General features: G+C 43.7%; 22 protein-coding genes and 2 riboswitches. Of the genes, 13 read left to right on the plus strand and 9 right to left on the minus strand.

Going from position 1 to position 26,249, the window contains the following annotated elements:
* Nucleotides 1–180: 180 nt before the first annotated feature.
* A complete protein-coding gene (locus JMX63_RS00595) occupies nt 181–1,824 on the minus strand; it encodes a phospholipase D family protein (RefSeq protein WP_075106542.1) in 1,644 nt (547 codons plus the stop codon).
* A 429-nt stretch (nt 1,825–2,253) separates the two neighbouring features.
* On the opposite strand from JMX63_RS00595, the gene JMX63_RS00600 reads away from it, so the two are divergent.
* From JMX63_RS00600 to JMX63_RS00615, 4 genes are all read left to right on the plus strand, one after another.
* A complete protein-coding gene (locus JMX63_RS00600; protein ID WP_201569996.1) occupies nt 2,254–3,546 on the plus strand; it encodes an O-succinylhomoserine sulfhydrylase in 1,293 nt (430 codons plus the stop codon).
* Nucleotides 3,547–3,657: 111 nt separating this feature from the next.
* Entirely contained in the window at nt 3,658–3,987 is a 330-nt protein-coding gene (locus tag JMX63_RS00605; protein WP_045445429.1) for a YbaB/EbfC family nucleoid-associated protein, read from the plus strand.
* Nucleotides 3,988–4,104: 117 nt separating this feature from the next.
* Nucleotides 4,105–4,698, plus strand: coding sequence for a recombination mediator RecR (recR, locus tag JMX63_RS00610; protein ID WP_057760773.1), 594 nt, complete (start codon nt 4,105–4,107; stop codon nt 4,696–4,698).
* A 135-nt stretch (nt 4,699–4,833) separates the two neighbouring features.
* Nucleotides 4,834–6,291: a ribonuclease D gene (locus tag JMX63_RS00615; RefSeq protein WP_227673191.1), complete on the plus strand. Its 1,458-nt coding sequence runs from the start codon at nt 4,834–4,836 to the stop codon at nt 6,289–6,291.
* Nucleotides 6,292–6,386: 95 nt separating this feature from the next.
* Here the strand turns inward: JMX63_RS00615 and JMX63_RS00620 are convergent, their stop codons facing one another.
* The 5 genes from JMX63_RS00620 to gcvT form a co-directional block, all read right to left on the minus strand.
* Nucleotides 6,387–7,076 (minus strand): esterase/lipase family protein, encoded by a 690-nt coding sequence (locus tag JMX63_RS00620; protein WP_201570005.1) that lies wholly within the window; start codon nt 7,074–7,076, stop codon nt 6,387–6,389.
* 207 nt (nt 7,077–7,283) lie between these two features.
* Complete coding sequence (gene gcvP / locus JMX63_RS00625; protein ID WP_201570007.1) at nt 7,284–10,181, minus strand: aminomethyl-transferring glycine dehydrogenase; 2,898 nt, start codon at nt 10,179–10,181, stop codon at nt 7,284–7,286.
* Nucleotides 10,182–10,266: 85 nt separating this feature from the next.
* Entirely contained in the window at nt 10,267–11,025 is a 759-nt protein-coding gene (locus JMX63_RS00630) for a nitroreductase family protein (RefSeq protein ID WP_201570009.1), read from the minus strand.
* 352 nt (nt 11,026–11,377) lie between these two features.
* Entirely contained in the window at nt 11,378–11,758 is a 381-nt protein-coding gene (gene gcvH / locus JMX63_RS00635; RefSeq protein WP_057760766.1) for a glycine cleavage system protein GcvH, read from the minus strand.
* Nucleotides 11,759–11,875: 117 nt separating this feature from the next.
* Nucleotides 11,876–13,060, minus strand: coding sequence for a glycine cleavage system aminomethyltransferase GcvT (gene gcvT, locus JMX63_RS00640; protein ID WP_201570017.1), 1,185 nt, complete (start codon nt 13,058–13,060; stop codon nt 11,876–11,878).
* Between the two features lie 168 nt (nt 13,061–13,228).
* A riboswitch (glycine riboswitch) is annotated at nt 13,229–13,377 on the minus strand.
* Between the two features lie 69 nt (nt 13,378–13,446).
* Nucleotides 13,447–13,586: riboswitch (glycine riboswitch) on the minus strand.
* A gap of 249 nt (nt 13,587–13,835) precedes the next feature.
* On the opposite strand from gcvT, the gene JMX63_RS00645 reads away from it, so the two are divergent.
* The 5 genes from JMX63_RS00645 (at nt 13,836) to JMX63_RS00665 (ending at nt 19,078) form a co-directional block, all read left to right on the plus strand.
* Nucleotides 13,836–14,156 (plus strand): YcgL domain-containing protein, encoded by a 321-nt coding sequence (locus JMX63_RS00645; RefSeq protein ID WP_057760762.1) that lies wholly within the window; start codon nt 13,836–13,838, stop codon nt 14,154–14,156.
* 261 nt (nt 14,157–14,417) lie between these two features.
* On the plus strand, nt 14,418–15,014 hold the full coding sequence (locus tag JMX63_RS00650) for a hypothetical protein (protein ID WP_201570019.1): 597 nt from the start codon (nt 14,418–14,420) through the stop codon (nt 15,012–15,014).
* A 299-nt stretch (nt 15,015–15,313) separates the two neighbouring features.
* The gene (locus JMX63_RS00655; RefSeq protein WP_101205695.1) at nt 15,314–16,177 is read left to right on the plus strand and encodes an AAA family ATPase; all 864 of its coding nucleotides are present in this window, start codon (nt 15,314–15,316) and stop codon (nt 16,175–16,177) included.
* Nucleotides 16,178–16,324: 147 nt separating this feature from the next.
* Entirely contained in the window at nt 16,325–17,548 is a 1,224-nt protein-coding gene (locus JMX63_RS00660) for a vWA domain-containing protein (protein ID WP_201570021.1), read from the plus strand.
* A gap of 312 nt (nt 17,549–17,860) precedes the next feature.
* Complete coding sequence (locus tag JMX63_RS00665) at nt 17,861–19,078, plus strand: globin domain-containing protein (protein ID WP_201570023.1); 1,218 nt, start codon at nt 17,861–17,863, stop codon at nt 19,076–19,078.
* A gap of 232 nt (nt 19,079–19,310) precedes the next feature.
* Here JMX63_RS00665 and JMX63_RS00670 read toward each other — a convergent pair whose 3' ends face one another.
* Nucleotides 19,311–20,123 (minus strand): phosphodiester glycosidase family protein, encoded by an 813-nt coding sequence (locus JMX63_RS00670; protein ID WP_201570031.1) that lies wholly within the window; start codon nt 20,121–20,123, stop codon nt 19,311–19,313.
* 105 nt (nt 20,124–20,228) lie between these two features.
* The gene (locus JMX63_RS00675) at nt 20,229–22,043 is read right to left on the minus strand and encodes an FMN-binding glutamate synthase family protein (RefSeq protein ID WP_165596781.1); all 1,815 of its coding nucleotides are present in this window, start codon (nt 22,041–22,043) and stop codon (nt 20,229–20,231) included.
* Between the two features lie 268 nt (nt 22,044–22,311).
* Here JMX63_RS00675 and JMX63_RS00680 point away from each other — a divergent pair, with 268 nt between their 5' ends.
* The 4 genes from JMX63_RS00680 to JMX63_RS00695 are packed head-to-tail and all read left to right on the plus strand — an operon-like array spanning nt 22,312 to nt 25,215.
* Entirely contained in the window at nt 22,312–22,527 is a 216-nt protein-coding gene (locus JMX63_RS00680) for a hypothetical protein (protein WP_160021331.1), read from the plus strand.
* Between the two features lie 3 nt (nt 22,528–22,530).
* Nucleotides 22,531–23,352 (plus strand): Hint domain-containing protein, encoded by an 822-nt coding sequence (locus JMX63_RS00685; protein WP_201570033.1) that lies wholly within the window; start codon nt 22,531–22,533, stop codon nt 23,350–23,352.
* Nucleotides 23,353–23,385: 33 nt separating this feature from the next.
* Nucleotides 23,386–24,198, plus strand: a complete 813-nt coding sequence (locus tag JMX63_RS00690) for a Hint domain-containing protein (protein ID WP_201547794.1) — start codon at nt 23,386–23,388, stop codon at nt 24,196–24,198.
* Nucleotides 24,199–24,216: 18 nt separating this feature from the next.
* Nucleotides 24,217–25,215, plus strand: coding sequence for a hypothetical protein (locus JMX63_RS00695; RefSeq protein ID WP_201570257.1), 999 nt, complete (start codon nt 24,217–24,219; stop codon nt 25,213–25,215).
* 73 nt (nt 25,216–25,288) lie between these two features.
* Here the strand turns inward: JMX63_RS00695 and JMX63_RS00700 are convergent, their stop codons facing one another.
* A complete protein-coding gene (locus tag JMX63_RS00700; protein ID WP_227673192.1) occupies nt 25,289–26,116 on the minus strand; it encodes an IclR family transcriptional regulator in 828 nt (275 codons plus the stop codon).
* Nucleotides 26,117–26,249 lie beyond the last annotated feature (133 nt).

A 26,249-nucleotide genomic window follows, 5' to 3' on the forward strand; every position in this document is an offset into this window, starting at 1 on the left:
ATCATCGTTTGGATAACCGGCCATGGTAAAAACGGCAAATCAAGATATATAAAAGATGATTTGCCGAAACAATAAGTTGGGGTTTAAAATAAAAGTTTTTGAATAGTACTTTGTTTACTTAATACAACTGAGTCGCAAAACTAAGTGTTCTAGAACTGTCAAAATTAATAAGCTATATATCTACAACAGCCAGTCAATGGGTAACCAAGACATAATAGTAAGCCAGATATGATCACTCATATCGACCCGTGGCTCTGACTCGTAAACGACTTCTTTGCCATCTTCCATGGTGTGCCACTCCAAGCTACCGTTGTCTAGCAGCTTAACTTCATAAGCTTGGTTTAGTAAATCATCACTCAGCGCCCCGTGCAGCTGTCTTGCCAACTCATCATCATTGATGATTACACCCATTTCAGTATTGATATTGGCAGAGCGAGGGTCAACGTTGTAGGAGCCGATAAACACTTGATAGTCGTCTACCGCAAACGTTTTTGCATGTAGGCTGGTTGATGACTGACTGCGTGCACGCCAGAGTTTATTGTCACGTTTTTCTTCAGCTGCCGTTGATTTTAGCTCGTATATTTTTACGCCTGACCGCAGTAGGCTAGGGCGCCATTGACTATAACCAGAATGAACAGCGGTCACGTCGGTTGCATCAAATGAGTTGGTTAATATTTTGATATCAACGCCAGATTCGGCGAGCTTCACCAAAGTATCGACCCCATCTTTGGTCGGGACAAAATAAGACGAGATGATTGTCAGTTTTTTGGTTGGGCTACCGAGTAACGTACGCAGTTGATGCACCAAGTTGGTCTCAGATGAGACGCTTTTGGACAGCTTGCCAACATCGTCACTCAAAAACTGCATGTCTGTCCAACGAAACGGCACGCGTTTGTTGATCAGATCAGTGTCTATCGTCGAGTCTTTGATGGCGGCTTTATAAACCGTCAAGCTACTGCCTTCGTTATTTTCCTCATCTATACCCAGCTTGTCTAATGCCTTCAAAAAATCAGGCGTGACGTCATCGTCGAACTTGGCTAAAGTTTCGATGTCAAACGACAGCGGCGATGACCAGTAACTGGCAAAGCTATTATCAATGTCTGCGACGACTTTACCAATCAGTAAAACATCCAAATCCGCAAACTGGCTGCTTTGATCGTTACTCAGGTACTCATTACCGATATTACGTCCGCCGATAATGGTAATCTGTTTATCAAACGTCATGCTTTTATTGTGCATACGGCGATTGATACGCGGCAAACCTGTGACGTAGTTCAATGTTGAAAACTTACGGTGCATTAATGGGTTGATGATACGCACCGCGATATTAGGGTGGCTCGCAAAACGTAATAGGTGCTGATCAAACTTTGCACTGTTATTAAAATCATCCAACAACAAACGCACGATCACACCGCGCTCAGCCGCTTCCCACAAGTCTTTTAATAGCAGTTGGCCAGCCTGATCATTATGCCAAATATAATACTGCGCATCGATATTGCGCGTGGCCATACCTGTTAACATACTACGGGCGGCGAACGCATTTGCCCCAGTGACGATCGGATGATAGCCTGACAAATCAGGATGAATTTCATTCTGCGCACTAACAGCGGCCACTAGATCAGTATTGTTGGTTGTAGTCGCTGTATTTTGCTCAATCTTTGGGCTGTCTTCTTGTTGGTATAAAGCATTGACTCGCGCTGATAGCGCTTGGCTCTCAGGTAGATGTGGCTGTTTGGGTAGGCTCTGGCAAGCGCTCAGACCTAAAGTCAGCCCAAGTGTCAGACTCAACGATAAGCTGCTTGGTTCTATACTGAACATCGACATAACGAATTTACCTTGATGAGCCTAAATATACTGATAAATAAAATGCATGGATAAGTAATTTGCTGAAATTGTTCATCTATTTTTAAGGATGATAGCATTGATTGGACGGTCTATAAAAATATCACCAACGCCAAAATTCAAATCGTTGCTAAGCTTAGCAGCTGTTAGCATATCTGCCTATTATAAATACGTTATTTTTGTTAGGTTTGACGATTGATTTTATCGTGATTTATTGTCGGTTAAATCTGCATAATGGCTGTCATATTGAACATACAGTTATTTTAATAGGCAAAATTAATAATTAGAAGTTATCTGAAACCAGATGTGTGGAATAAGTCGGCATGTTATGATAACGCTGATGAATTTGCTTAATAATCAAAAAAATAAGCAGTCCTTTTATACCAACCAAAACAAAGCAACGGAACGTCTATGAGTCAGTCGCAAACGAAAGATGAGAATAATTTGAACCAAAAAAACTCAAACGATGGGTTAGATCCAAACTGGCGTAACGATGCCTTAGATTTAGGATTAGATTACGGTATGCAGACGATTGCTGTGCGGGCAGGTCAACACCGTACCGACGAGGGCGAGCATTCAGAGCCGATTTTTACGACCAGCTCTTATGTTTATCAATCAGCCGCTGATGCTGCGGCACATTTTGACGGTACAAAGACAGGAAACGTTTACTCTCGTCATACCAACCCAAGCGTCCGTACTTTTGAGCGTCGTCTCGCCGCGCTAGAAAACGGTGAGCGTGCGGTTGCAACGGCCTCTGGTATGGGTGCAATCCTGACCATGTGCTTGGCATATCTAAAAGCGGGTGACCATCTGCTCGCTGCCAATCAGTTATTTGGCTCGTCTATTGGGCTGTTTAATAACTATATGGCCAAGTTTGGCGTTGAAGTTAGCTATGTTGATTGCTTTGACAATGAAGCATGGGCCAATGCCGTTCAACCAAACACCAAAGTGATCTATTGTGAAAGCCCAAGTAATCCACTGGCGCAGATTTGCGATATCGGTTACTTAAGTGGGCTATGTAAAGCCAATGATATCTTACTAGTCGTTGATAACTGCTTTGCCACGCCAGCATTACAGCGCCCACTAGACTTGGGCGCAGACGTGGTTATTCATTCGGCGACCAAATATCTAGATGGACAAGGACGAGTGTTGGGCGGTGCGTTGGTTGGTAGTGATAAGCTGATGCAAGAAGCCTTTACTGTGGTGCGCTCAGGTGGTATCAGCATGAGCCCGTTTAATGCATGGGTATTCACCAAAGGACTGGAGACGCTTAAATTACGTATGCAGGCGCACTGTAACAATGCCAATCAAGTCGCAGAGTTTTTGGTCAATCATCCCAACGTTAGTACCGTGCACTTTTCAGGCTTGAGCAATCATAGCGCACACGAACTTGCCACACGTCAGCATCATATGAAAGATGGCTACGGTGCTATCATGGGCTTCGAAGTCAAGGCATCTGATAGCCGTGATACCAAAGAAGCGGCGTGGCATGTGATTGATTCAACACAAATGGTCTCTATCACCAATAACTTGGGCGATGCCAAAACCACTATTACGCATCCTGCAACGACCACACATTTCCGCCTGACTCCTGAAGCCCGTGCTGAAGCAGGCGTTAAAGATGGCCTGATTCGTCTGTCGGTAGGTCTAGAAGATGTAGACGATATTATCAAAGACTTAGCACGTGGTTTAGACAGTTTGTAAAGATAACGGTATAATCTGCACTAACGCATTGCATTAACTTTACGTTGTTAATTATTCATTACTATACGCACTAGCATAAAATACAAACCATAAATAACAAAAGAGGCAACTATGAACATTCAAGCATTGATGCAACAAGCACAAACGATGCAAAAGAAAGTAGAAGCAAACGTTGAAAACGCTAAGAAAGAACTTGCTAATAAAGAAGTACAAGCAGAAGCGGGCAGTGGCTTAGTTAAAGTAACGATGACTGGTCGTCATGTGGTTAAGCGTTTGACTATTGATCCAAGTCTGCTAGAAGATGAGCCAGATATGATTGAAGATCTTATCGCTGCTGCTATTAATGATGCGGTTCGTCAAGCAGATGCACTATATGAAGAAACGATGGCTGGCGCGACTTCAGGTATGGGTCTGCCACCAGGTATGCAAGGCATGTTTTAAGCATTAAATACTTCATACTAAAGACAAAAATGGGGTTGTTATCGATACGATACGACCCCATTTTTATAGCTACGATTTATAAATTCAGTTAGATAAAGTCAACTAAAGGAAGCTACTTTGCTTACAGCCAAATTTGATCAGCTGGTCAAACAGCTGCGTATATTGCCAGGCGTCGGTCAAAAAAGTGCCCAACGAATGGCGCTACATCTGCTCAGTAAAAAACGCCCACAAGGCATGGCACTAGCCCAAGCACTAGATGAAGCTATGCGTGATATTGTTGAATGTCAACGTTGCCATAGCTTTAGTGATGAGGCTGTATGTCCGCTTTGCCAAGATGTTAGACGTGATGACAGTCTGCTATGCGTGGTCGAGACAGCAGCAGATGTGATGGCGATTGAACAGACAGCTGGCTACCGTGGTCGTTATTTTGTGTTGGGCGGGCATCTATCGCCAATTGATGGTGTCAGCGCTGATGATTTAAATATTGATCAGCTCGTATGGCGAGTGAAGCAAGAACCTGTCGAAGAGCTGATACTGGCAACAGGTACGACTGTCGAAGGGCAGACTACTGCGCACTTTATCAGTGAAGCTGTCAGTCGTCATGTCAATAAAGTGACGCGCTTAGCACAAGGTGTCCCGATGGGCGGTGAGCTTGAGTATCTGGATAGTATGACGCTTGGTCAAGCTATGCAAAATCGTTCTTTTTTATAATGTTTTGATTGCTTCAAAGTCTTACCCAATTCATTTCTTGGAATTGCTATAATTACTTTATTATTGTTTATCTTTTAATTTTATTAAGGCGCGGTTTAGCGTTTTATTTTCTCCTATTAATGCAGGTATCTGCCCGTGTCCAATAACGTTTCAAACGCCTCAGCTCAATCAAATACTTCTGATATCAATGATGGCTCACTACAAGAAGCCGCTAATACTGAGCCAATGTTAGCAGCCACTTCATCTGATTCAGTGTCTAATACTCCAGATGTTGAGTTGCTAGATATTGATGCACTATTGGATAATGATGGCTCATTACAAGAAGCCGCTAATACTGAGCCAATGTCAGCAGCCACTTCATCTGAGTCAGTGTCTAATACTCCAGATGCTGAGGTGCTAGATATTGATTCACTATTGGATATTGCTGATGACGTTGCTATTACATGGGTACGTAAGCAAGGCGATTTAGATGAGGTCATCGATGCCTTAGCGACTTGCGGACGCGTGGCCTTAGATACCGAGTTTATCAAGCGCGACACTTATTATCCGCGCTTGGCACTGGTGCAATTAAATACTGGCAATCATGTTTATTTGCTGGATGCACCCCAGTTGCAACTGGCTGAGCTGTGGGAAGCGCTACGCAAAGTAGATGTAGCTATCTGGCATGCCTGTGGCGAAGATTTGGGTATTTTTTATCTGCTATCTGGTTGTCCGCCATTGACCAATATATTTGATACGCAAATAGCGTTGTCTTATCTAACGGGTCAATTGCAAATGGGGTATCAGCAGGCACTGGCTGATCAGCTAGATATGCATATCGATAAAGAACATAGTCAGTCTGATTGGCTCCAGCGTCCGTTGACAGATGAACAAGAGCAATATGCTATCGATGATGTGCGTTATTTGCCAGCGCTGTATCTCAGTATCGAGCATGAGCTTAAGGCGCAAGGTTTATATGATTATGTCTGGGCCGACTGTCAGCTCTATGCCAGTGATTTGTATGATACGCAACACGTCGAAGATGAAGCGATGTATCTAACGATGGCAGATTATCGCTATAACTCACAGCAAATGGCGATACTCAAAGGAGTGGCTACATGGCGAGAAGAGCTGGCACGTGCGACCAATCAACCCCGTACCTTTGTGATAAAAAAACAAGCAGTACGTGAGATTGTCACTGAAAAGCCAAACAGTATGCGCGAGCTGGCACATAAAACGACCATGCACCGTAGTATGCTGCGACTATATGGCGAAGAGCTGCTGAAAGTAATCAGAGATGCCAAGAGTCTACCCCCTACAGAGCATCCAGACTGTCTAGTGCCACCATATCGCTCAAAAAATAAAGTATTATCAAAAGCAGTGCAGCAAGCGATTGATGAGCATGCGCGCGAAATCGGTATACCTGCTAGCGTATTGATGCGCAAAAAATGGCTAGGGCAATTATATGAAGTGGTTGCTCTTGATAAAGACGTGAGCGAACTGCCGCAAGGGCTAAAAGGTTGGCGTAACGATTGGGTTGTTAAAATCTTAATTCCAGTCATCAAAAAGCATAAAACCGAACTGCAGCAGGGCATGGGTATTCGTGTTCAATAAGGAATCGTTCGATAATACGGTGTTTAATAAGGCACCGTTTAACAAGAAATCGTTCGATAAGACTGAAAACTGACCTTCAAGTATTCATACAGCTCTTAGCGTTTAAATCGTCCATGCTCTAAAAAGTATCGAGTCTGCTCGGCGACCTCTGGATTTACTAGCATGCCAGTATGTGAGACTGGCATGATGATATGATCAGCTGCAGACTCTATTTTCGTCTCCTCTATATATACTGTCCCGTCATGTGCAAGCTGCTCGTTAAGGGGTGGCTTGTCAGATTTGCGCAGTTTGCGATTATGATATTGTAAGAATAGCTGACCTAGACCATAAGGGCGGTTGCCAGCGATAACGCCTAGCGTTACATGTTTGGGCAATGGCGCGACTGTGCCGTCGAGGGCGTCGACATACGAGCGACCTACGACAGCAGGAGTTAATCGCCAGATATAATCTGCACAAACACTGCCTATATGTGGTGTCCCTAGCGTCACGCAACGTCCAATTTGCCATTTTGGATACTGAGCGACAAAATCACGAATGATCAAACCACCTAAACTATGCCCTACCAAATCTATAGGATGATCTGGGTGATGGTTTGTTTCTAGCCAGCTATTTAGGCGGGCGCTATTGGTTTTGATACCATCACGCATACTACGGTAGCCGTACTGATGGGTATCAAATCCTGCTGATTGCAGGCGCTTGGCTAATGGTCGCATGATCCATGGGGTTTGGTGTAGCCCATGTATTAGAATGACGCGAGTTTTTTGTTTAGGCGCTTTATGTTGCATAGCAGTGTCCAAATGATTGCTTCAGAAATTTAGGATGAATAGCTTATTATCAATATAAGCTTTTATTACATTGAGTTCTTATCGTTTATTTTATTGATAATATTACCTGCTAACGTAATAGATAAAAAGTCAGACAAATAAAAACCTCCAAGTCAGCTGCTGACTTGGAGGTTTTTTACTACAGAGAATAACTATCCGAAATAATAACTACATATAGTTTTCGATACTTGGGCAAGAGCACATTAAGTTCTTGTCACCATAAGCATCATCGACACGAGCGACACTTGGCCAGAACTTGTTTGCACGGATGTACGGCAGTGGGAATGCAGCAGTCTCACGGCTGTAAGGATGCGTCCACTCTTCGCCAGTAATCATAGCAGCCGTATGCGGTGCATTGACTAATGGGTTGTCTTCTAGCGTCCAGTTATCTTCACCAGCTTTGGCTTTCATGGCTTCAGCTTTGATAGATTTTAGCGCACTGATAAAGCGATCCAACTCTTCTTTTGACTCAGACTCTGTGGGCTCAATCATCAGCGTGCCAGCGACTGGGAAGCTCATCGTTGGTGAGTGGAAACCATAATCCATTAAGCGCTTAGCGATATCACTTTCAGTGATACCAGTCTCCTCTTTTAACGGACGAATATCGATGATACATTCGTGCGCCACGCGGCCGTTTTTGCCTGCATACAGGACAGGGTAGTGACCTTTTAGCTCAGCTGCTACGTAGTTAGCGTTTAGCAGGGCAAGCTCGGTCGCTTTTAGCAGACCATCACGGCCCATCATGGCAATGTACATCCATGAGATAGGCAAGATGCTCGCTGAACCATAAGGCGCAGCCGATACCGCTGAGCAGTCTTTTTGTGCATTATGCACAGGGCTTAGCGTATGGTTGGCCATAAATGTTGCCAAATGCGCCTTCATACCGATAGGGCCCATGCCTGGACCACCGCCGCCATGCGGGATACAAAAGGTTTTGTGCAGGTTCATGTGTAGTACATCAGCCCCAACGTCTGCAGGCTGCATCATGCCTACCTGAGCATTCATGTTCGCGCCGTCCATATAGACCTGACCGCCATGTTTGTGGGTCAAATCACAGATATGACGGATGCCTTCTTCGAACACACCGTGCGTCGATGGATAAGTGATCATTAAAGCACCTAGGCGATCGCTGTACTCTTCACATTTGGCGGTTAAGTCGTCGATATCAACGTTGCCGTTTTCATCAGTTTTGACCACGACTACTTGCATACCCATCATCATGGCAGTAGCAGGGTTGGTACCGTGCGCCGACATAGGAATCAGGCAAACATCGCGATTGGTTTCGCCTAGTGATTCATGATAACGGCGAATTGCTAACAGACCAGCATATTCACCAGAAGCACCAGAGTTTGGTTGCATAGAGACATCATCAAAACCAGTAATGGCTTTTAATTGATCTTGCAAGCTATCGATCATCGCGATATAGCCAGTAACTTGATCACGCGGTGCAAAAGGATGCACATTGGCAAACTCAGGCCAAGTAATCGGTAGCATCTCACTGGTGGCGTTTAGCTTCATGGTACAGCTACCCAGTGAAATCATGCTGCGGTTCATCGCTAGGTCTTTGTCTTCAAGCGACTTTAGGTAGCGTAGCATTTCATGCTCGGTGTGATGCGAGTTGAATACTGGATGAGTCAAGATATCATCCGTACGCAAGTGTGCGCTATCTAGAGAGACGCGAGCGGTTTCAGGTAGGTCGTGTGACTTGTTGACGAATAGCTGAGTCAAGGTGTTGAAATCTTGCTGATCGCTGGTTTCACTAAAGGCAACGCTCAATTTGGTGTCGCTTAGACGCCATAAGTTGTAGCCAACGTTGTCTGCATTTTTGAAAATTTGAGTAGCAAGCTTCTCTGAACCACAATCAACCACGACTGTATCGAAGAATTGATCATGTACCACGCTCAAGCTGCTGTCATTAGATTCTGTGATAGCATCAGCAAACGCAGTGGCAAACGCATGAATACGAGTGGCAATACGCTTCACGCCGTCTGGACCATGGTATACCGCGTACATACCAGCGAGGTTGGCTAGCAATACTTGTGAGGTACAGATATTTGAGTTGGCTTTTTCGCGGCGGATATGCTGCTCACGCGTTTGTAGAGCCATACGTAATGCAGTATTGCCTTGTGCATCTTTTGAGACACCAATGATACGACCAGGCGCTGAACGCTTGGCTTTATCAGAGAACGCAAAATAAGCGGCATGTGGACCGCCAAAGCCCATTGGAATACCGAAACGCTGAGTACTACCTAGCGCTACGTCGGCACCCATATCGGCTGGTGATTTTAATAACACCAAGCTCATAATGTCACTGACGACACTTACATAGGTCTTGTTTTCTTTTACGGCACTGATGACGTCTGTTAAGTCTTTAACGTCGCCTTCAGCACCAACGTACTGGAATAGCGCACCGAAATAGTCGCCTGATTTAGCCGTTTCAAAATCACCAACAACGACTTCCCAACCGAAGTATTTCGCACGAGTATTGATAACATCCAGCGTTTGTGGATAGACACGCTCATCGACGAAATACTGTGTTGATTTGCTTTTGCTCACACGCTTTGACATCGCCATTGCTTCTGCCGCTGCCGTTGCTTCATCAAGCAATGATGCACCAGCCAGCTCAAGACCAGTCAAATCGATACATACTTGTTGGAAGTTCAGTAATGCTTCTAGACGACCTTGAGCGATTTCCGCTTGGTAAGGCGTATAAGCGGTATACCAGCCTGGATTTTCGAGCACATTGCGCTGAATGACAGCCGGCATACGAACAGGAGAGTAGCCTTGACCGATATAGCTCTTGTTGACAGTGATGTCGTCTGCCATCGTGCGCAGTTTGGCAAGTGCAGCGTGCTCACTCATCGCCACTGGCAAATCCAATTCTTTGTGCAAACGTACTGGCTCAGGCACAGTGTCATTGATAAAGCTTTGCATATCTTTATAACCAACAGCGCTGAGTAGGTCAGCTTGCTTGGTCTCATTCGAACCTAAGTGGTGATAGACAAATTCAGCTTCGTTGAACAATCCTTGAAAGGTATCAAACGATGGGTTTTGAGAGATAGTCATGACAATCCTTGGTTAAGGGAGTAATAAACAAAATAGCAATTAAGAAAACATTGTGAGCAGTTAAGGAAACACTGTGAGCGGTACGTTATACGTAATGCACAAACTGTTTTTGATCAAAGCGGAATTGGGTGTTGTAAACGCCATTGTCAGCACGCTCACCTGCGCCAATCATCATAACGATATGATGGTCGTCGCTAAGATTGAGCAACGCTTTCATGGCAGGCTCATCAAAGCCGCCCATAGGACAGCTATCAAAACCATGAGCACGTAGTGCCAACATTAGGTTTTCGGCGGCAAGCGCGGTGTTATTGGTTGCCCAGTTTTTGGTGTCTTCAAAGGTATAGTAAGGCGATTTGAGAGGGCCTTTGACGCGTCTGACCACTTGCGTGGCGCCCCATTTTGCAGCCGAAACCACGTTGGCTGGGCCGCGCAAAAAGTCCATCGTAACGACTTTGTTATAGTAGTCTTTCACTTTCTTAGGGACTGGCTGATCAGGGTATTCGCGCAATATTTGCTGAGCATGCTCACGCCAGATGTCGGTGCGAGCAACGATAGCGATTAAGCGCGCCGATGTTTTTGCCGCGTTTTGGTTCATACAGTTTTTGATGGCGCGTTTGCGATTGTCAGCATCATCGATAACATAAAACTCCCACGGCTGTAAGTTGCTAGAGTTTGGTGCTAGCATGGCCAAACGCAGACAGTCTGCCAGTACGTCGTCAGGGATGGGCGTGTCAGTAAAACGGCGCACGGAACGGCGTGATTCTACGATATCGCGAAAGGCTTGTAGCTGCGGTGTATGGTTTGGTGTGGCGATGGGGTCTTTATTATCGGTGTTGGCATTCATATTAGGATCCATGCTGAGAATTGGGTTATCAGTTTGCGTCGTTATTGATAGTACGTATTCATTGGAATTCGAAGAGGTGATCAATACGAGTCAATGAGATAACGCTTGAGAGCAATAACATCGGACGATAATGATTGTTGGAGATCTATATATAAAGCTGCTTTCAAATAACAAGCATGGTCACTAAGACAATACTTTTAATGAGAAAGGTTTTTAAATCGTTTAAATAGGGAGTATAGATACCAGCTGCTGCCAGTATCTATGTTGTTTAGTCGGGGCTAGTGCTTTGTACGAGCTAATATCTTACAAATGTTAATGTCTTGCGAGAGCATGATTAGCTTACGTGCTTAGCTTATAAATCGCTTTCGTACTCGTCAGCAGTCATTAGTGCTTCGTAGTCAGCGATGTTGTCAGGCTTCATTCTGAAGAACCAACCTTCGCCGTATGGGTCAGAGTTGATGATTTCAGGATCATCTTCTAGTGCTTCGTTGATAGCGATGACTTCACCTGAAATAGGGGCATAAACGTCAGACGCCGCTTTTACTGATTCAACAACTGAGATTTCGTCATCGACAGCGATGATATCGCCCACATCTGGTAGCTCAACGAATACCACATCACCCAATAGATCTTGAGCATGGTCAGTGATGCCAACAGTGATCGTACCGTCGTCTTCTAGGCGTAGCCACTCGTGACTCGCAATATATTTTAGCTCTGCTGGGATGTTGCTCATGGTCTCTCTCCTAAGTGATAGAGGTTAATTAACAAAAATAATGGAGGCTAGGCGTGTCGTCACTTTTATAATCGTATGTAAAATGACAACGCGCTCTAATGATAGAATTTATAAGACCTAAGAGTCAAACTGTTGCTTGCCGTTACGGACAAAAGGTAGCTTCAATACGCGTACATCGACGAATTTACCTTTGCCGCGTAGATCGACTTGTACACTGTCATCTTCTGATAAGCTGGCAGGCACACGGGCAATCGCGATTGAGTTTTTTAGGCTAGGGGAGAATGTACCACTGGTGATAATGCCGGTTTGCTCATTGTCAGTGCCTTGATTGATAGTCACTGTCATGCCTTCACGCAATACGCCACGCGTGGTCAATAGCAGACCCACTTGCTTCATAGCGGTGTTGTCTTCTTTTGACTGCTTACGTTTGCTGACCAATGCTTCGCGACCGACAAAGGCACGCTCATCTTTGAGCGCTAGCGTCCAGCCCATGTTGCACTCGTAAGGGATGATGGTTTCGTCCATGTCATGGCCATAAAGGTTCATGCCCGCTTCCATACGCAAAGTATCACGTGCGCCAAGACCGGCAGGTTTGATGCCATTTGCTTTTAGTTGTTCAAAAAAAGCAGGGGCATCATCGGCATGCATAATGACTTCGACGCCATCTTCACCAGTATAGCCAGTACGAGCCACAAACCAATCGGTGCCTTCGATATCGGTCAAGTCAGCACCAACGAAAGGTTTTAGTCCTGCTAAAGTATCTGCCCAGCTTGGTTTGGCTTGAGCCAGTTTTGCAATAGCATTTGGACCTTGCACGGCAAGCATAGCAAGCTCAGGACGCTCGGTAATCGTAATATCAAAGCCTTCAGCGACTTTATTAAACTGTGCTAAGTCTTTGTCACGAGTGGCTGCGTTAGAGACGATACGGTACTCAGTTTCTTCTGCGTTCATGAGGTAGACGATCAAATCATCGATGACGCCGCCTTGCTCATTGAGCATGCCAGAGTACAGCGCTTTACCAGCGGTAGTGAGTTTGTTGACATCGTTTGCGAGTAGCTTTTGTAGCCATGCTTTGGTATCAGCGCCTTTGATATCAGTCACAACCATATGTGAGACATCAAACATACCTGCATCTGTACGTACCGCTTCGTGCTCTTCGATTTGTGAACCGTAATGAATGGGCAATTCCCAACCAGAAAAATCGACCAATTTGCCCTCACTATCAATATGAGACTGGTAAAAAGGGGTGCGCTGAGGGGCTTGGTTTTGAGAAGTAATGTCTTGAGAATGGGTATCAGTCATAACAAATCCTTATGTGTACATCAGTCGTACTCGGCAGAGTAAGGAGTGATGCGCAACGTAAAAGTAGCGAGAAGCAATATTGCAAGGTGCAAATATCACATCAAAGGGTGACACAGAAAGCAAAGATGAAGACGTAAGCCAAACAGACGCTATACGTCAGTTTGAGCTAAAGCCCTATCTGTCCTGTGACCTGAGATTTTCAACACGAATTATCATTCTTGGGCATTTATATGAGCCCTATCATCGATGATAGCGTATTTTCTCCCCTTCGGTGGGTAAGACGTCGTCCGTGCTTACCACTCTCCAGATTTGTTATGCCTTATGTTTGATAAAAAAGTAGTGCGCTATGAGCGTCATACTACTAAACATTATCAAACAACAGTGACATGCGTTTTTCAGTCCTTTTACCTGAGCGATTGGCAGGGTGGATGCGCCTTCGGTGGTTATCTAGCAATTGCGATAGTTGTATAACCAATAGGGTTCAATACAAAAACGATGCTGATAAACTCTCTCCTGAAAAACGCTTTTATTATGAAAGGTTCAAAGCGCTTTTACAAGTCATCAAAGCCATTAAAATAAATAAATTTGGCAAAAATGATGTTTTGATAGGGCAGTCTGTTAAATAGGTTATGTTTTACAACGATATTTTTATCGCTCATATCAGCGTTTTATCTGTGTGTTTTGACAAAAATTACCATAGCAAAACGCAAAGCGACTACTGGTATTTGCCTGAAATATGCTAACCTACGCCCATAGTTTCTGATAGGTGGTTTTTATGCATTGCGATATTTATAAATTTCCCAAACACGACGACATGTATATCTACATTGCGCGTCCTGATTATCCTGATGATACTGATGAAATCAAAGACTGGCTTGGTGTATTACCAAAAGATTTCCGTGCAGGTTTAGGCCGTAGTAAGTTCGTCATGCATCTGGACTTATCAACTAAAGATAAGCTCGCTCGTGTCGACAAAGAAGAAGTACTGGCAAAACTACAGTCTCAAGGTTACTTTGTGCAGTTGCCGCCGCAAGATGTGATGCGCCGCCAAGCAGAACTGCGTGCTCGTGAATCGCAGGACAGCATCTATAATTAATGGATTTGTCAGCAAGTAAGTATGGTAGGAAATATCAGTACGCTACCTTGAAAACAGCGTTGATAAAAACCTACGACACATTTGCTCACATGCATTTAAGTAGAAAGTCGTGATAAACTGACACCCTACGCAATGCATATATAAGCCTACATAATGCACAAGTTCATTATGTATTTGGCCTCATTCTGGTTCTACAGAACGCACATATACCGCTAGACACAGATTGTGTCACCGGCGATAAACGCAGGTAAATAAACACGCATGGACTGGTTAAAAAATATCTTACATAGCTTACCGCTAGAGTCTATCAGTGACATTCTCGGTGAGATTGCCATTTGGTGGGGCCAAATGGTAAAGGATGTCCCGCCCGCTGATTTGCCTATGTATGCTTATCTGGGCGGTGCTGTTTTGGTACTAGTACTATGGATACTCGTTGCTCGTGTACTGCCAAAACCATTGGGCGGTATGAGCTGGATGGTTCTGTTTGCAGTATTACTAGCACCAGGTACAGCGCTTGGTGATCCGAGCGAGCTTGCACCAGCCAGTATTAGCGTCGTCTATGCTGTGATGATGAAAGATTACGCAGGCGCGGTTGCCAATATGCTGCCGATATTGGTGATACTGGTCGCAGGGTTGTTCGTTGGTTTTGTATGGCAACTGATACGCAGTGCATTTGCATCAAGTTTGGACAAAGCCCGTAGCCGCAGCGCAGAAGATACGCAGGCCACGTTGCAAATGACCACAGGCAGTTATTTGCCAGAAGGCGCTACCGTAACCGAACAGCCTGACACCAATGTAAACTTAAAAAAAGACAGTACATTGGCTAAAAAAACAGATAGCGATACGTCTGATAAGTGATAAAAATAGGCTAGGCACTAAGATAGTACTATTGTTTTAGAATTTATTTGATACCCGAATAAAAAGACACCGCTGCGTGTCTTTTTTTATGCTCGACTGTTTATTAGACATATAAATAATTGCTCACTATACATTGCACATAACAATTGTTAATAAATGCGAACGCATGAGTATTTTGGCAATGCATCAGGCTGTGCTAATCTAATTTATTCTTTACTAATTTATCCTTTATTAGTCATTTATGTTTTAGACCTATCCATTTATAACAACTTATCTATAACAACAATCGAGATCTGATTATGACCACAGCTGACAATACTAAGAAAAACTTTACTGGTACCAGTAGTTATATTGCTACCGATGATTTGCAACTGGCCGTAAATGCCGCTATGACCTTACAAAAGCCATTATTAATTAAAGGTGAGCCTGGCACAGGTAAGACGTTGCTTGCCGAAGAAGTTGCTGAGAGTTTAGGTATGCCACTGATTACTTGGCATGTAAAATCGACGACTAAAGCGGAGCAAGGACTGTATGAGTATGATGCGGTATCACGCCTGCGCGATTCACAGTTGGGTGATGATAAGGTCTATGACATTGCCAACTATATCAAGCCGGGCAAGCTGTGGGACGCTTTTACCAGTACAGAGCGTAGTGTACTACTGATTGATGAGATTGATAAAGCCGATATCGAGTTCCCAAATGATTTGCTACATGAGCTTGATAAGATGTCTTTTTATGTTTATGAGACGGGCGAGACTATTACAGCGGCGCAGCGTCCAGTAGTTATTATTACCTCAAACAATGAAAAAGAGCTGCCAGATGCGTTTTTGCGTCGTTGCTTTTTCCATTATATCGACTTCCCAGAAGAAGAAACCATGCGCCAAATTATCGAAGTGCATTTTCCAGACATTCAAGAAAAACTGGTCAATGATGCATTGGATATCTTCTATAAGCTGCGTGGTATTCAAGGTCTTAAAAAGCCACCATCAACGTCTGAGTTGGTCGATTGGTTAACCTTGTTACTTGCTGATGATATGGCTCAGGACGAATTAGAAGAAAATCTGCGCGGTGAGAAATCTATCCCGCCACTATATGGTGCGTTGCTCAAAAACGAGGCAGATGTGAGTTTATTACAGCGTTTTGCCAATATGATGCGTCGTTAATGTTTGCCGCTTGCATTGGCTTTAACCTTTTATATCCAATATCGAATGTCTGATGTAAAAGTCAACGCAAGCGCTCAACCTGTACCAATTAATGATATCAGCAATATCACCAGATAATAATATCAGCCAATAAGTGATACGACTCTTATGTTTATCAAACTATTCTATACCTTGCGTACTTATGGCGTGCCAGTCAGTACGCGCGAGCTGCTCGATCTCAATGCCGCGTTAGATAAAGGGCTGATGATGCAGTCGCATCCTGAAGATCCAGCACTGACTACTTTTGCTAGCCGCGAAGATATGTATCGGCTGATTCGACTGTGCATGGTCAAAGACGAGCGCCATTTTGATAAGTTCGATCGGGCCATGGCGGATTATTTTGAAGGTGTCGATAGTCTCAATATGGATGAGCTGTTGGCCAAGCTAACAGATGTGCCCAAAGAGTGGCTGGATCTGAAGCTCGATCCCAAAAATCTGACCGAAGAGCAAAGACGATTACTGAAAAAATATGGCTCGCTTGAAGAGCTGATGAAGGCGTTAGAGGAACGTTTAAAAGAGCAAAAAGAGCGTCATCAAGGTGGTAGTAAATGGGTAGGCACAGGCGGTACTTCGCCATTTGGTGCCTATGGCGATCATCCAGAAGGCGTACGTGTCGGCGGTGAGTCTCGCAAACGTAGCGCAGCAAAAGTCTGGGAGCAGCGTAAATATCGCAATCTCGATGACGATAATCAGCTCGGTACTCGCCAAATTCAAATGGCGCTACGCAATCTACGTCAGTTTGCGCGGACTGGCAGTGCTGATGAGCTTGATATTCATGAGACGATTAAGCGCACGGCAAAAAAGGGTGTGCTCGATATACATATGCAGGCAGAGCGCCGTAACCGTGTCAAAGTGTTGATGCTGTTTGATGTGGGCGGCAGTATGGATATCCATGTCGAAGCGCTCGAAAAACTATTTTCTGCGGCAAAAAATGAATTCAAAACCTTAGAGTTCTTTTATTTTCATAACTGTTTGTATGACTATGTGTGGAAGGACAACAATCGTCGCCATAGTGCGCCGATGCCAACGTTTGAGCTACTCAATAAATATGGCCGTGAGTATCGTGTTATCTTCGTCGGTGATGCATCGATGTCGCCTTATGAACTGATGACAGTAGGCGGCAGCGTAGAGTATATGAATAATGAAGCGGGCATCGTATGGTTAAAGCGTGTACTGGAGCATTTTGATAAAGTCACTTGGCTCAATCCTGAAAACCCGTCGTATTGGCAATATACGCAAACCATCGTTGAAATTAAAAAACTGTTTGAAAATAAGATGTATCCGATGACGCTACATGGTGTTGAAGAAATGACTCAATATATGGCACGGTAATTTTGATATTCAGCCCGATTGATGAATAAATAAAGCCTGTTAACACAGAGTAAATCATTATAACAACAGCCGTTATGACGACATAGCGGCTGTTTTTTTGTCGATGCAAATAGGTTCTATAGTCATCCTATATTGGTATGTCTAATAAAGTGTGTTAACATTTATTTAAAATGAATGTTATAAGTATTTCTGAATTAGTCGGCTAAAAATTTTGATAACCACTGTAAAAAAGTCTACTCATTATTGCCAGTTTAGACGGATTATTTTTAACATCTCAATTTACCAATGAAGTTAATGACTAAGAGAAACAACATGGCCTCACCAAAAACGTTAGAAATCGTCACCGCAACTGTTCCTGTACTCGAAGAGCATGGCGTTGCGATTACCACTGTGTTTTACAAAAATATGTTTAATGAGCATCCTGAGCTGTTAGATATTTTTAATGAGACCAATCAAAAATTGGGAAGACAGCAGACGGCGCTAGCAATGACAGTATTGGCCGCTGCCAAGCACTTGGACAAACTGGCTACGCTATTGCCACAAGTGACCCAGATTAGCCATAAACATAGAGCCTTACAGATTTTGCCTGAGCATTATCCTATCGTCGGTAAGCATTTAATTGGGGCGATAAAAGAAGTGCTAGGAGAGGCAGCCACTGACGACATCATTATTGCTTGGACAGAAGCTTATGATGAAATTGCCTCAGTATTTATCCAGATTGAACATGGTATGTATGAAGAAGCAATGTGGCAGGGGTTTGCACCGTTTAAGGTAATTAAAAAGGAAGCGGTCGCTACAGATATCGCAGCCTTTACCGTGGCACCAGTCGATAAGAGTGAGAACAAAACAGGTGATGATTTAGCAAACGCTCAAGATATTGATTTGAGTAAGTTGACCTTAACTGCTGGTCAATATATCACAGTACAAACAGACCCAAAAGACAGCGACCATATAGCCTTGCGCCATTATTCTCTATACTCTGCCAGTACCGATACGGGCATTCAGTTTGCGGTTCGACGTGATAACCGTAATGAGCATCATGGCTTAGTCTCTAACTATATGCATGATCAACTAGAAGTGGGTGACACGGTATTGCTGTCGGCACCAGCTGGCGACTTCGCGCTCAATCAAGATTTGGTACAGCAAAATGATATTCCATTGGTATTAATGAGTGCAGGGGTCGGGGTTACGCCTGTACTGTCTATGCTAGAGGCGCAAGTATTAGCCAATCCTAAACGACCTATTATCTGGGTTTATGCATGTCAAAATATCGCTCATCATGCTTTTTCTGATCAAGTTAGTAAGTTACTCGAACAGGCTGAGAGTGTAGAAAAGCATATATTTTACTTTGAGTCTGGGCAGATATTAGATGAGACATGGCTTGCTACCTTGTCTAAGCCTGCTGATATCTATGTATGCGGCTCGATGCCATTTATGGAGAGCATGATTGATGGGTTAGTAGCATTAGATCATGGTGTCGATAGCGTCCACTACGAACCATTTGGCCCCAAAATGAGTTTGGGTGGCTAGTTTTTAACATATAGTCGGTGAACTACTAAACCGCTACGTCGTTACCCTCCTTAGATGGACTATTTGTACTATTTGCAGTCGGCTGCCTTGTACCCATTTTAGAGTTCTTTAACTATAATACTCAAAATAAACGTTTATAAAAAAGCACTTAGCATGAAATAATCACGCCAAGTGCTTTTTTATGCAACATACTATGAGAAGAAAGAGATTAACCTAAAGATATAAAGACGTATTACTCTTTATTTTCAACCAATCCAATCATCACGCCCATCTCTTTTTTATCCTGCTTGTCGATACTAGGCGCATACAACGCTGAGGCAATACCACCGTCTAAAAACAGCGCGTTTGAACAACCCAGCTCATCCTTAAATAATTCTGCAAACTGATAAAAGGTCACAGGCTCATCGCTATTAACAAGCTGTATACTGCCGTCACGGCAAACGCCTGCACCATTACGCAGTTTGATTGAGCTGCTATCAGAGTTAAACTGTGGGTGTATCTCGTCATTGATGACCAACATAGGACCAGATTGCGTCGCATACCAAGGCTGCACATCACCATTTTTTAGCTGCTCATTTAACGCATTACTTTCGGTGATTTGCACTGTGCCAGCTTTGTCCCACCACATAACTCCATTAGGTAATAGATGAAAATTACCGCCACCTTCTCTTACATTTAACGATTTGAGTTCTTTGCCTTTGATGACTGTATAGCCAATCGGTGCATAGTTTTCATTATACATGCCTGCATTCATGGCAAAGTTAAGGGTCTTACTGTTCGGTAATGTGGCCAATAACGCATCAAAGGTTAGCAAAGGCTTATTGTTATCAGAAGATTGCCAAAACAGTTGTAATGAATAACGCTCGCTCGCTAACGCGGTAGCATCGACACGGCAAAAACTATAAGTAAAAGGCGTGTCTTCAGTCTGACATGACCAGCTATCGGTGTCGCTGCTAGCCGCATTGGTATTTGTCTGCTGGCAAGCGCTCAGGCCTAGCGCAAGCACTATCGTTGATAAGAATAAGTTAAAAATAGAACTTGGCATCAATCACGCGTCTTTTAATGTGTAAATTATTTGAGTTTGGTTACTATCTACCGCTTAATTACTTCTTCATCACTACTTTTTAAATACAACGATTTAGGCACTGATTCAGTCATTAGTAGGCGGAAAGTCACGGATTGTATTGTTCACATTACCAATTAATCGTCCACCATCGGTGAGATTGGTCAAGTGCTCAGAATTATACCCAGCGCTGTGTTCTGTTGGCGCGCCAGTTTCCTTGCCCTTATCACGCGAGTCTTTGTTATAAGCAATGAGTGCGTCATTATTGGCTAAGAAGCTATCAGGGTTTGCCATGACCCACATCTGGTTAAATACATCGGCACGGGCACTATGATCGAGCAATGCGCCTTTATCAGTAAAGTAGAAGAATTTGGATAACAGCTTAATCTGCCCATCGTCTAAGCGGCGTGCAATATGATACGGCTGTAATTGGCTAGGATGCTGTAAACCAACCGCACCTACGATACTGGCAAGCGATTTTAGCGTGTTTTTATGAAAACTTGCAACACGCTCAGCTTTACTAGGGACGTCGAGCGCCTTTTGACGATATGGATCTTGGGTAGCTACACCCGTTGGGCAAGTGTTGGTATGACAAGAGCGCGACTGAATGCAGCCAACCGCAAACATAAAGCCACGTGCTGAGTTACACCAATCGGCACCTAGCGCAATCATGCGCGCAATATCAAAGCCTGATACGATCTTGCCACTGACGCCAAGCTTAATTTTGTCACGAATACCTGCACCGACTAAAGTATTATGTACGAGCAAAAACCCTTCAACCATTGGCATGCCGACATTGTCCATAAACTCGACAGGCGCTGCACCTGTGCCGCCTTCTGCACCATCAATAACGATAAAATCAGGATAGTTATCCGTCTCTATCATCGCTTTGACAATCGCCATAAACTGCCATGGCTGACCAATACATAGCTTGAAGCCAACTGGCTTGCCACCAGATAACTCACGCAGCTGCTGCCAAAAGGCGACTAACTCGCGCGGGGTGCTAAATGCGGTATGCGAAGAAGGCGAGATACAGTCTTGACCCGTAGGTACTTGACGTGTGTCTGCAATCTCTTGCGTAATTTTGCTAGAAGGAAGGACGCCACCTTTACCAGGCTTGGCACCTTGTGAAAGCTTGATTTCAATCATTTTAACTTGCGGATCGACGGCTTTTTCAGCGAAAGACTGTGGATCAAAGTTACCATCATTATCACGGCAACCAAAATAACCCGTACCCAACTCCCAAATCAAATCACCACCGAACTTACGATGATAAGGGCTGATCGCGCCTTCGCCCGTGTCATGAGTAAATCCGCCCAATTTTGCGCCTTGATTGAGTGCCATGATGGCGTTCGCTGAGAGACTGCCAAAGCTCATTGCTGAGATATTGAATACTGACATATCGTGTGGCTGCTGACAACGCTCACCGCCGACCATAATTCGAAAGTCTTTGTTTTCTAGTGGTGCACTGATGGTAGATTGCAAAAACCACTCTTTACCATGAGTATATAAATTATCTAGCGTACCAAAGGCATTGGTGTCACTGACATTCTTAGCACGTTGATAGACTAGTGCGCGCTGCTGACGTGAGAACGGTACTTGTTCTTTATCGTCCTCAAGCAAGTACTGGCGAATCTCAGGGCGAAAATCCTCTAATACATAGCGAATATGTCCAGCGACAGGGTAGTTGCTCAAGATAGCGTGCTTGGACTGAATCAAATCATAGATACCAAGTGCCACAGCCAAACCACCGATCACAATCAGCCACCAACTTACCAATAATAAGCCCGCTAATAGAATTAAAATCGCCGCGCCAAACGTGCTATAGCGAAGTAATAATCCGATAAAGTACGGCGAACTGGTTTTGGGTTCAGGGTTTAGATTGGTACGAGATTCAGGCATAGCGAGGCTCAATAGTAATGATTGATATAGATAAGATGCTTACATTTGTCGCGTACATCATACACGCATGACGTCATTACGTCGGTATCAATGGGTAACAGTTTGGTCAGAATCACTTTCGTTAGGAGCTGCGTTAGTTCGGTTGCACAAACAAGTAATGACAGTATATGCAATAAAGTGATTAAAAATAGCTCATATGCTACTTTAGATAGCGAAAACCATCGAGCAGGGTAGCCATAATATTTTAAGAAGATATTTCGATGAAGACATGCTGACAACTATTGATCCATTTGATGCGGTGCAATTGGCATGTGTGATTGAGATTTGTATTAATCATAGAAACCAAGCGCCAGCAGGGCGCTATCTGTATGCCAACTCTAGAAATCAGCTAAAAAGCAATAACGACAGCGACCGACTGCGTAAGTATCTGCTAAAGTTTGGACTGAGGTTTGATGGGTTAAAACGACAAGATCAAAAAGGATAAGACATGAATAACACAGGATTCGTGGCAGGAACGCTCGTTCATACGGATAAAGGACTAGTGCCGATTCAGGATATTAAAGTGGGCGACTTAGTTTTATCAAAGCCTGTACTCTCCAAGCCTGAAGATGGTAGTGGTGACATAGAGTATAAGCCTGTGGTCAAGACCTTTGTGCATGAAGACAAAGAGATGTGGATCGTGCGTTTAGAGAAAAATATTGAGAAGTTTAATAAAAATCGCGAGATGGTTGATTATCAAACATACAAGTCAGCTAGCCGCTTTAGTAGTTTTCTAGCGACGCCCAATCACCTTGTTTGGGTAGTCGGTGCCATGGAGAACCCACAGGAAGATATTGAGTTCTATGACCGGCCTCACTTTAAACGTGTGGACGAACTACAGCAGTATGAAATTGCTGTGAATACTGATGGCGTAATGTATACCGTTGAGCGTGTGCAACCTACCTATCAAGTCGCTAATGATAACTTAGAAGCCAATCCAAATTATTACTGGTATAAAAAGCATTATCATGAAGACTACTACGATGATTATGTACAAGATGCCGAAGCGCATATGCTCGACTACAGCGAAGTAGAATATAAGGGTATGGGATATGTTGATGACATTAGCTTTTATCAGGAGAAAGGCTATTTGGGCCAACATATTGAAGATAATGGAGGCACCATGCGGATGTTCAATCAATTGACCAACGCGCAAGGTGAGCACATTTTATATCAGGCAACCGTCTATAACTTTGAGGTGGCAGACAATCATACCTATTTTATTGGTCGAGCTGGACTATGGGTACATGATGCGAGTTTAAATAACTAACCACATCAATAATAAAAAATGAAAGGAAGATTAATGAACAACACAGGATTTGTCGCAGGTACATTGGTACATACGGATAAAGGTTTAGTACCGATTCAGGAGTTAAAAATCGGTGATAAAGTACTGTCTAAGGATGAAAGTGGTGAAGGAGAACTGGTCTATAAGCCTGTGATAAGAACCATCAAGTCTGCTACTAAACAAAAGATTATAACGCCTGTTGAGGGTATTTACTGTACTGATAATCATCCATTCTGGACGCATGTCAGTGATGAGGAAAAACCAAGATGGGTAGCTGCAAAGTTCATTACATCTAACGATATTGTTAATTATATTTTTCCAGAAAGAGGCCATCAAGGTGAAATACTTGACATATCTGGTAGATATCACGAAGAGGTGTATGATCCTTATCAAATTGGAGGAAAGTATGTCATAGCAACTAGCGATCCAAAGGTTGGGTTGTATATGCACAGCTGTCAAGATAAGCATGCAGATCCAGGTGAAATTGATATAGGGGTGATTGACTTTAGGAATGGTGAAGCTGTAGAGGTGTTTACTAATGATGACAATAGTCTTTTAGGTAGGGACTTACATTCGGAGGATGGTTCTGAACCTTATGCGAAGTTTCATAAGTTTTTAGACAAAGACAATCCTGAGAATCGTGTCGAGATAGAGTACTATAGTAAGTTAGTTGCAGCCTACAGAGTGCCAGATTGGGAGAATGACTCCAGAGCTACATCCAATGCCTTCACTGATTATGTCTATAACATTGAAGTCGCCGATACTCATACTTATTTTGTAGGAAAAAAAGGCATTTGGGTGTATGACGGTGAATTTTATAATAAATAATCTCAGTGAGTTGATAATATGAATAAAAACGTTCCAGGATTTGTCGCAGGTACATTGGTACATACGGATAAGGGTCTAGTGCCAATCCAAGATATCAAAGTGGGCGACTTAATTTTATCAAAGCCTGTACTCTTCAAGCCTGAAGATGGTAGCGGTGATATAGAGTATAAGCCTGTCATAAGTACGTTTACATCCCCGAAAAAGGAAAGAATCTTTAAAGTTGAATACTTTAACGAAACGGTAGCCAAGCAAGGTGAGAAGGGTAGAAACTATATCTTATGTACCAGCAACCACCCATTTTGGGTAACTCGCCAGCCTGAAGATACGGAAGGTGAATGGTTGTCGGCGGAGCGTTTACCAGCTGGATATCTAACGTCTGCTCATGGTGATACGATTGCACTTGATGATTACTCGTTTATCCCTGTACGCACCTTACCGAACTTCCCTGAAGGTACAGCGTATACTCAGAGTATTGAGGAACATGACTTATGGGAGACAGACGGTCTGGTTCAGTTTGTAAAATTTACGGATGATGGCTATCAGTTTGTCAGTTTAGCCAATACAGAAGAAGCGTTCAAAGAAGAAATCAAAACCGTCAATCTGCAAACTTCTGATGCCAAGTTACTTATTAATGAAAAGGCACCCTTTATTATAGACCCTGATCTTTATAAAACATTGAATGTAAGATTACGTCAAGACATAGCGCCTAAGACACATAGTGCAGAAAGGTTTGTAAGAGAGATGCACTCACCTCTAATCTTTGAGGGAAAAATAATCAAAGAAAATAGAATTGGTGATGAAGGTTTATTCAAAAAAGCTTTAGCCAGTATCAAAAAGTATGGCGATTCAATGGGATTAACAGACGAAAGTATTCATAAGCAGATGCGACGCTATAACGATGTCTGCCCCAATCCTTATGAAGACCATGTTTATAACATAGAAGTGGCGGACCATCATACGTATTTTGTCGGGCATGATGCGGTGTGGGTACTGGACGCTAAAGAGCCAGCCAATTAACCAGCTCTTTAGTTTATATTAATAGAAAAATTATGACTGGCTGGAAGGCTTATATCTTCACCATATTACTGTTTTAAACCCCACCACCAATCCGCTCCGCTAATGCCTGCAACTTAGGCACTATCATTGCCGCATAGTCGTCCGCTTTCCAGTTTGCACTTGGCACACTGGCATTCAGCGAATACGCGTATTGTCCTTTTGCGACATCATATACCCCAACCGCGACTGCTAATATGTCAGTAGAAAACTCCCCATCAGACACGGTATAGCCGTATTTTTCATAATGCTCTGCTGCGCTGGCTAGGGCAGTTTGCGCATGGTTATAATCTTCAACAGACAAATTCTCTTGTAGATTACTAATGATGACCGCCTTTCTCGCTTGCGTACTTACCGCATAAAAAGCACGTCCAATGGCAGTGCGTGCGACAGGTACGGCGGAGCCAACCTGCAAGTTGACTGATAGGCGAGCAGGACTACGGCAACAGGCGTGATAGCGCATTTCTCCTTCGACTTCGGTTGCCAAATTCACCGATACTTCGTTTTCACTAGCGAACTGTCGCAGTAATGGCTCAGCGTATGCCACCATGTCATGACGACTCCACGCGGTCGCACTGAGCCGTACAGCACTACTGCCCAATTGATACTGTCCGTGCTCAGTGACACGTAAAAAGCCAAGCGTGGTTAAAGTATGGATAAGGCGGGTAATAGTTGCTTTCGGTAGTTCGGTCATCTGACATAGCTGTTGATGGGTGAGCCGCTCATGGTGCTCAAAAGCCGCCAGTATGATTAGTCCCCGTCCCAATGCCGTCACAAACTGTCGGTCATTCTCTTCCTTGTTTTGACTCATTGTTGCATGCATGCGTTCGAGTAGCGGAGTAGCTTTTGATAAGGGTTTCGTCATTTTATGCTCAATTTTTTTGATAAAGGTTTACAGCGCGGTAAAACTTTGTTTAAATAGATTTAAATTATGAAACTAAGTTTCGCACAGCGGAATAATGAAGTCAATGACTTGTTAGACCAAATGATGTATCAAT

The sequence above is a fragment of the Psychrobacter nivimaris genome (assembly GCF_904846365.1).
GTDB classification, from domain to species: Bacteria; Pseudomonadota; Gammaproteobacteria; order Pseudomonadales; family Moraxellaceae; genus Psychrobacter; species Psychrobacter nivimaris_B.

What these genes read in the sequence shown, in the direction of transcription:
- JMX63_RS00595 (WP_075106542.1), bottom strand. Translation starts at nt 1,824, where the DNA reads ATGTCGATGTTCAGTATAGAACCAAGCAGCTTATCGTTGAGTCTGACA.
- JMX63_RS00600 (WP_201569996.1), top strand. Translation starts at nt 2,254, where the DNA reads ATGAGTCAGTCGCAAACGAAAGATGAGAATAATTTGAACCAAAAAAAC.
- JMX63_RS00605 (WP_045445429.1), top strand. Translation starts at nt 3,658, where the DNA reads ATGAACATTCAAGCATTGATGCAACAAGCACAAACGATGCAAAAGAAA.
- JMX63_RS00620 (WP_201570005.1), bottom strand. Translation starts at nt 7,076, where the DNA reads ATGCAACATAAAGCGCCTAAACAAAAAACTCGCGTCATTCTAATACAT.
- gcvP (WP_201570007.1), bottom strand. Translation starts at nt 10,181, where the DNA reads ATGACTATCTCTCAAAACCCATCGTTTGATACCTTTCAAGGATTGTTC.
- JMX63_RS00630 (WP_201570009.1), bottom strand. Translation starts at nt 11,025, where the DNA reads ATGAATGCCAACACCGATAATAAAGACCCCATCGCCACACCAAACCAT.
- gcvH (WP_057760766.1), bottom strand. Translation starts at nt 11,758, where the DNA reads ATGAGCAACATCCCAGCAGAGCTAAAATATATTGCGAGTCACGAGTGG.
- gcvT (WP_201570017.1), bottom strand. Translation starts at nt 13,060, where the DNA reads ATGACTGATACCCATTCTCAAGACATTACTTCTCAAAACCAAGCCCCT.
- JMX63_RS00645 (WP_057760762.1), top strand. Translation starts at nt 13,836, where the DNA reads ATGCATTGCGATATTTATAAATTTCCCAAACACGACGACATGTATATC.
- JMX63_RS00650 (WP_201570019.1), top strand. Translation starts at nt 14,418, where the DNA reads ATGGACTGGTTAAAAAATATCTTACATAGCTTACCGCTAGAGTCTATC.
- JMX63_RS00655 (WP_101205695.1), top strand. Translation starts at nt 15,314, where the DNA reads ATGACCACAGCTGACAATACTAAGAAAAACTTTACTGGTACCAGTAGT.
- JMX63_RS00660 (WP_201570021.1), top strand. Translation starts at nt 16,325, where the DNA reads ATGTTTATCAAACTATTCTATACCTTGCGTACTTATGGCGTGCCAGTC.
- JMX63_RS00665 (WP_201570023.1), top strand. Translation starts at nt 17,861, where the DNA reads ATGGCCTCACCAAAAACGTTAGAAATCGTCACCGCAACTGTTCCTGTA.
- JMX63_RS00670 (WP_201570031.1), bottom strand. Translation starts at nt 20,123, where the DNA reads ATGCCAAGTTCTATTTTTAACTTATTCTTATCAACGATAGTGCTTGCG.
- JMX63_RS00675 (WP_165596781.1), bottom strand. Translation starts at nt 22,043, where the DNA reads ATGCCTGAATCTCGTACCAATCTAAACCCTGAACCCAAAACCAGTTCG.
- JMX63_RS00680 (WP_160021331.1), top strand. Translation starts at nt 22,312, where the DNA reads ATGCTGACAACTATTGATCCATTTGATGCGGTGCAATTGGCATGTGTG.
- JMX63_RS00685 (WP_201570033.1), top strand. Translation starts at nt 22,531, where the DNA reads ATGAATAACACAGGATTCGTGGCAGGAACGCTCGTTCATACGGATAAA.
- JMX63_RS00690 (WP_201547794.1), top strand. Translation starts at nt 23,386, where the DNA reads ATGAACAACACAGGATTTGTCGCAGGTACATTGGTACATACGGATAAA.
- JMX63_RS00695 (WP_201570257.1), top strand. Translation starts at nt 24,217, where the DNA reads ATGAATAAAAACGTTCCAGGATTTGTCGCAGGTACATTGGTACATACG.
- JMX63_RS00700 (WP_227673192.1), bottom strand. Translation starts at nt 26,116, where the DNA reads ATGACGAAACCCTTATCAAAAGCTACTCCGCTACTCGAACGCATGCAT.